Origin of the sequence: Limnohabitans sp. (assembly GCF_044361645.1) — a bacterium.
In the GTDB taxonomy this organism is placed as follows: domain Bacteria; phylum Pseudomonadota; class Gammaproteobacteria; order Burkholderiales; family Burkholderiaceae_C; genus Limnohabitans_A.
The window spans coordinates 1-5,829 of the sequence record NZ_JBIKIL010000175.1 but is presented as its reverse complement, the minus strand read 5'-3'; the positions used below and the strand labels follow the sequence as shown (position 1 = coordinate 5,829).

The 5,829-nt window shown below is 60.5% G+C and carries 5 protein-coding genes; all 5 read left to right on the top strand.

Features of this window, described 5'->3' with window-relative positions; translation table 11 throughout:
- The coding region (locus ACIQ39_RS18300; RefSeq protein WP_396436018.1) for a DUF2345 domain-containing protein at window positions 1-1,520 on the top strand (1,520 nt) is incomplete at its 5' end.
- An 18-nt stretch (window positions 1,521-1,538) separates the two neighbouring features.
- On the top strand, window positions 1,539-2,579 hold the full coding sequence (locus tag ACIQ39_RS18295; protein ID WP_396436017.1) for a DUF2157 domain-containing protein: 1,041 nt from the start codon (window positions 1,539-1,541) through the stop codon (window positions 2,577-2,579).
- Window positions 2,576-4,213, top strand: coding sequence for a GDYXXLXY domain-containing protein (locus tag ACIQ39_RS18290; RefSeq protein ID WP_396436016.1), 1,638 nt, complete (start codon window positions 2,576-2,578; stop codon window positions 4,211-4,213). The genes ACIQ39_RS18295 and ACIQ39_RS18290 overlap by 4 nt, the downstream gene beginning before the upstream one ends.
- Window positions 4,214-4,368: 155 nt before the next feature.
- Window positions 4,369-4,932, top strand: a complete 564-nt coding sequence (locus tag ACIQ39_RS18285) for a type IIL restriction-modification enzyme MmeI (RefSeq protein WP_396436015.1) — start codon at window positions 4,369-4,371, stop codon at window positions 4,930-4,932.
- A 252-nt stretch (window positions 4,933-5,184) separates the two neighbouring features.
- A partial coding sequence (locus tag ACIQ39_RS18280; RefSeq protein WP_396436014.1) for a hypothetical protein occupies window positions 5,185-5,829 on the top strand: 645 nt, incomplete at its 3' end.

Genomic DNA, 5,829 nt, shown 5'->3' with positions numbered 1-5,829 from the left:
CGCAGCAAGGCCACTGGAAGGCCGCGCTCATGTGGCTGCAAACGGCGCGCACCGGCCAGGGTGTCAACAGCGAGAAGGGCCAGTTTGCCGTGCCTGCGTCGGCGCCAGAAGAGGTGGTCATGGCCACCGAGCGGCTGATGCAGCTGGGCCTGGGCGATGCGTTTTACTGGATGGGCCAGTTCCACCAAAGCGGCGATGGGGTCAGGCCCAGCGAAGACCGGGCCTGGGCCTTCTGGGAGCTGGCAGCCAACATGGGCAGCCCGCTGGCGCAGACCGAGATTGCCAAGGCGCTTGGGTTTGTTGATCGTGACCAAGAAAAGCCCAACGTTGCTGAATGGGCCAATCAGCCGCTAAAGCTCAAGTTGCTTGAATGCGCTCACGCACAAGGGTATGGCGAGGCGAGCTACTTACTTGGCGGCTCGCTTGATCGTGGCGCACAGGTCAAGCGCCTTCAACCCCGCTTCCCCACCCCCGAAGCCCAATACCGCTACGCCCTGCAAGTCCTGCACGACGGCGTGAAATTCGGCAGCGAGGCTGCGGCCGGCTATTTATCGTCAAGCCTCAGGTCTGGTGATCCCATTGCACTGCAAGGCATTGATTTGGTCCGTGCCGATCGTTATCACGAGTTAGCGAAAGCCCTCTGGCACAACCCCGACCTGCGCTTTCCCAACCTGGACCGGGTCATCCCCCTGCCTCCGGCCAAACTGCCCCAATGGGACAGCCAGCCCGACAGCCTGATCCAAGCCGCGCAAGGCCTGCGGGCCACACCCGGCCCGGCCAAGACCTCTGTGGCCCCAGGGCGCGCCCGCGTGCCCGTGGGCTATGCCGTGCCCGCCGCTGCCAACGCGCAAACCCCGCTGCTCAAGGGCCTGCAGTGGAACCCCCGCGAGGGCTCCACCATTGCCCTGGCGCCGCGCGAGGGCTACTACCAGCCGGTGCTGCAAGAGCAAGACCGATCGAGCTGGCCCGAGCGGCTGCGCAATCTGCCCGAAACCTACAGCGATGTTCGTCGCCGCGAGGTGCTGGCCACTGCGCCGCCCCTGCACTACCGCGCCGGCGAGCCGCTGTCCCTGGCCACCTGCGGTCTGCTCTCACTGGTGAGCTTCTTCCTGGACACCGCCCGCGACCACGAAGGGGTGCGGTGGCGCTACCTCGGTCCCGCGCAGGCGCATGCACCCGCGCAGGACCACCTGGCCCGCGCAGGACCACCTGGCCCGCGCCGGTCTGGTCCACGCCATCGCGCACGCCACCGACACGCCATCAGCAGCGGCGGGCACACCAGCGTGAGCAGCGGCAAGAGCTTTCTGGTCAGCGCCAAAGAGGCCATTCACCTGTTTGCCCACAAAGCCGACATGCGCTGGACCGCTGGCAAGCAAGACGCTCAGTTCACTCACCTCATGGCAATCGCCAAACAAGAGCAAAAAAACGTGTTGCAAGAAATATGCTGGAACGACCCGGTGCTGCGCGGCGAGACAGCAAACAACGCAGCCGTGGTGTGGACTTGGCACAAACCTGATTGATCAACCGAAATGCAAACAATGCAAAAAACTCAGCAAACCTCTGCGCCTAGCTCTACCGCTTCTCTTCGTCAGGCTGCTCTGGCCCTGTCAGCCCAACACGACCTGGGCGGCGCTGATCTTCACCGTTTGCGCCAAAGCCTTGGCTTGGGCCTGGGTGCATCGGCCTCGCCGCTGGCCAGCAGCGTCGCCCTGCCCCGCGCTGTGATGGTGTTGGCCGCTGCCCTGTGCGGGCTGGGTTTGTTGATGTGGCTGGCGGCCAACTGGAATGACATGCCGCGTGGAGCGCGCTTTGCCCTGCTGCAAGCCATGGTGGTGGTCATGGCGATAGGGGCGTGGCGGCTACCGCGCTGGCGTGCGCCATTGGGTTTGCTGGCCTTGGTGTCCACCGGTGGGTTGTTTGCGTTTTTTGGCATGACCTACCAAACCGGTGCCGACCCATGGCAACTTTTTGCGCTGTGGGCGGCGCTGACACTGCCTTTGGCACTGGCCGTGCGCAGCGATGTCGTGTGGGCACCCTGGGTGCTGGTGGCCATGGTGGGGGTGTCGCTGTGGACGCACACCCAAGCGGGCTTTAGCTGGTGGCCACGGCCTGGGCAGCAATGGACGCACATGACGCAGCATGCGCTGGTCGGCTTGCTGGTGCTGGGCATGGGCACTGCGCTGTCTCGCTTGACCGGTGTGGGCCTGTGGGGCCGACGCACGGCGCTGGTGTTGTGGCTGCTGATGCTGGTGCCCAGCGCGTCGTTTGCGTTATCGCAAGAAGACAGCTATGCGCTCTACGTGGTGCCAGCGGCCATCACGGCGGTGCTGGCCTGGTGGCAGTCGCGCCCGGGCAGCGCCGATGTGTTTGGCCTGAGCGCCGTCATGCTGGGTGCCAATGTGTTGTTGTTGTCGGCCATGCTGCAGGTGATCATTGTCAATTTCAAAGATTTGCGCGGAGACTTCTTGATTCCCATCACCTTGTTAACCACGCTCATCATGGCTGCGGCACTGACCGGCACCGCGCGCTGGATCATGTCGGTGGCGGCGCAACCACTGAACGTTAAGGAGACCGTATGAACCCCGCTGCCTGGCAAGCCACCACTCAAGCAGCCCTCAACCTGGGGCTGATCAACGAGCACACACCCAACACCCCCGAGCCCAGCGCGCCCTGGCCTTTGCGGCTGATGCTGGGCCTAGGCGGTTGGTTGGTGGCTGTGCCCATGCTGGGCCTGATCGGCTTGTTGATTGGTGGAACTTTTCACGATTACGGCGGCCTAGGCTGGGGGCTTTTCGCCATTTGCATGTCCTTGGTGGTGCTCAGCATGGCGCTTGGCCTTTTTGCCGAACAACTGCTGGTCGCAACGCTGACCGCAGGGGTATTGTTGTGCGGCTTCAGTGTGGGGGATGAGAGGGGTTGGACCTCTGGCATGTGGACCGTCGGTGTGTTGTTCGCCGTGTTGCCGTGGTGGGTATCACAAAGCTGGCTGCGCACGGTATTTGGCGCAGGGGCCGCCTGCACACTGGGGCTGGCCTTGGCGAGCACGGGCGATTGGTGGAATGTGTTGGGCCCCTACCGCACACAAACCCTTTGGCTGGTGCTGCACGCCTGGGTGATGTTGTCGGGCGCCGCGCTGTACTTGGCCGATGGCTGGCGCACAGCGCGTTGGAGCGCGTCGCGGCTGCAATGCCTGAACGACCTGGCTCAGGGCTGGATCGCCATAACGCTGGTGGGCCTGGCAGTGCTCAGCGGCATGACATTTTTGGTGGGGGGCGTGGTGGGCGCGGGCGTAACGTGGGGGCTGACTGGCGCTGGCACACCGGCCTGGCTGCACTGGGCATCTGCCACTTTGGCGCTGGCAGCGGGCGCAGCACTGGCCTGGCAATGGGCCGGTTTACGCCGCCCTTGGCTGGCCGGCGTGATGCTGTGCGTCGCCGCACTGGCCTGGTGGGTGCCCGTGCTGGGTGGCGTGTTGCTGGCCTTGGCCGTGCTGCTGGGCAGCCACCGCACGGTGCTGGCCGGGGCAGCAGCGGTGGCAGCGGCTTGGGCGGTTGGTGCTTTTTATTACTCGCTGGCCATGCCGCTGACCGACAAAGCCCTGCTGCTTTTGGCGCTGGCATTGTTGCTGCTGTGTTTGGCATGGTGGGGCGAGCGCAGCACCGCCCTCACCCAGCACCCAGACACATCGTCGGCTGCAGTGCCAAGCCAAGCCATCAACAATGGCCGCTGGCCCTGGGCTGCGGCCGTCACAGCGGCGTTGGTCATGCTGGTGGTCAACGTGGGCATCTGGCAAAAAGAACAACTCATCCTCCACGGACAGGTGGTGTTTGTGCCGCTCGCACCACTTGACCCGCGCTCGCTGATGCAAGGCGACTTCATGCGCCTTGAATTTGTAGGACAGGACGCCAGAGCAGAAATCAACCGCGACCGCGACAACCCGGCTCGGGCTTACATGGTGTTCAAGCTCGACACCCAAGGCATCGCGCAAACACCACGCTTTGAGCGCGGCACACAGCTGCCATTGGCTGCAGGCGAAATGCGCCTGCCCCTCACGCACAAAGCTGGCAACTGGGTGCTGGTGACCGACGCCTTTTATTTCAAAGAAGGCGAAGCCAAGCGCTGGGAAGCGGCGCGCTTTGGTGAGTTTCGGGTAGACACCTCAGGCCGCGCTTTGCTGACAGGCCTGCGCGGAGAAAACTTAAGCAAGTTGTGAAACCACCGGCTTACAACCCACGCCCCGTGGGTCATCGATGAGAAAACCACAAGGCCAGAGCGACAAAAACACAAACACTTGTCGACTCTGGTGCCAACCTCCGCAGCAAAACAAATACTTTCAGCTAATATCCAAGCTCACTCTATGAGCACCAAATGGGTCTTAATTGGAACGAAATCAAATCCAGGGCATTGCTTTTCAGCAAAACCTGGGGCGACGCCAGCAGCGAAAAAAGCCAGGCCACGCCCTTTTGGATCGATTTCTTCGAAATCTTTGGCATCACCAACAAGCGCGTGGCTAGCAAGTTCTACGGCAACTTCACTTGGCCGGGCTTTGCAGGCGGGGCACTCAGCGACAAACACCGCAACGCCATCGAACAAACCGCACAAAGCGTGCTCGACGCCCGCGCCCAATTTGCAGACGCATCACTGGCCGACCTGTACGACCCACTGACCATACCCCCGGCCCTGCTCAAGGCCCACCAAAAACTAGACACCGCCGTAGACGCCGCCTACCAACCCAGGGGCGGCAAAAAGTCATACGCCTCCGACGCCGAACGCGTGGCATTCCTGTTCGAGCTGTACCAACGCATCACCAGCTTGCTGCCTGCGCCCGCCGTCAAAAAAGACACGAAGCTAAATCCTCAGAAAGTTGATCAACATGTCCGAGACAACCCTAACAATAATTCGGTTCATCTACTCGATTGGAAGAAGAGATGAAGCTTTACAAAAACAAGTCAGACGCCAGATGGGCAGTCAACACCTGCAACAAAGCAGTAGCATCCAGAGTAGTTAACTTTTATTACACGTCACCTACAACTGTAAATAATCATTACAAAGCTCCTGTGCAGGTCGATCGGTCTCGCGCCCAATGTGGGATTAAGACAGCCACTTGCGAGATTTGCATGATCGCAATCGCCTACCTAGCACCCATGAATAACATTCTTCACATTAAGTTCGAATTTTTTAACGATGAACCATGATTTTGAATTCGGTGAATTTGACGAGCTTGCCTGCATGCGTGTGGTCCAGTTGCTGTGCAGTACTGGCGTCCGACAGTCTCTAACTGTCGAAAGGGTCAAGCAGTGGGTCAAGCAGTTCCAATCGCCTGCTGAAAAGACGCTTGCACGACTCATTCTCCGCAACATGATCTTTAGAACAACCGATCAGTTGATGTCGTCCATCCGGCAGGCTTTGAAACAGACAACAACTCATTTCGTCGAGCGGCAGGGCAATAAAGGAAACGTCGCCTGGGGTGATGCGCTAAAGGGTGGCACGGGTCTCAACATCTTCTGCGGACCGCCATCCTTGCCTTCGCGTGGCTATGTCTCGCCTGGAAAGAGCGGGGAGCTAGTAGCTCGGCTTATCAATCAGCGCCACCGAATCGATAAGTGTTTCCCATCAGAAATCAGTGTACTTAAGCCAGACGAGCGCTTCATAGTAGTCGATGACGGCACTTATACTGGCGTGCAGTTGTGCAACTTCCTGAGTAGTTGGGACATCGATTTTTCCACGGGTCGCGTGGCCATTGCAGTGTCGATGGCACACCAAACAGCAACCAAGACTCTTAAGGAACAGTTCCCCGATGTACCGATCTACTTCGGCGAATTGTTGACG

Bases quoted from the DNA above. Each gene is read 5' to 3' on its own strand.
- ACIQ39_RS18285 (WP_396436015.1), top strand. From the start codon at position 4,369: ATGGGTCTTAATTGGAACGAAATCAAATCCAGGGCATTGCTTTTCAGC.
- ACIQ39_RS18290 (WP_396436016.1), top strand. From the start codon at position 2,576: ATGAACCCCGCTGCCTGGCAAGCCACCACTCAAGCAGCCCTCAACCTG.
- ACIQ39_RS18295 (WP_396436017.1), top strand. From the start codon at position 1,539: ATGCAAAAAACTCAGCAAACCTCTGCGCCTAGCTCTACCGCTTCTCTT.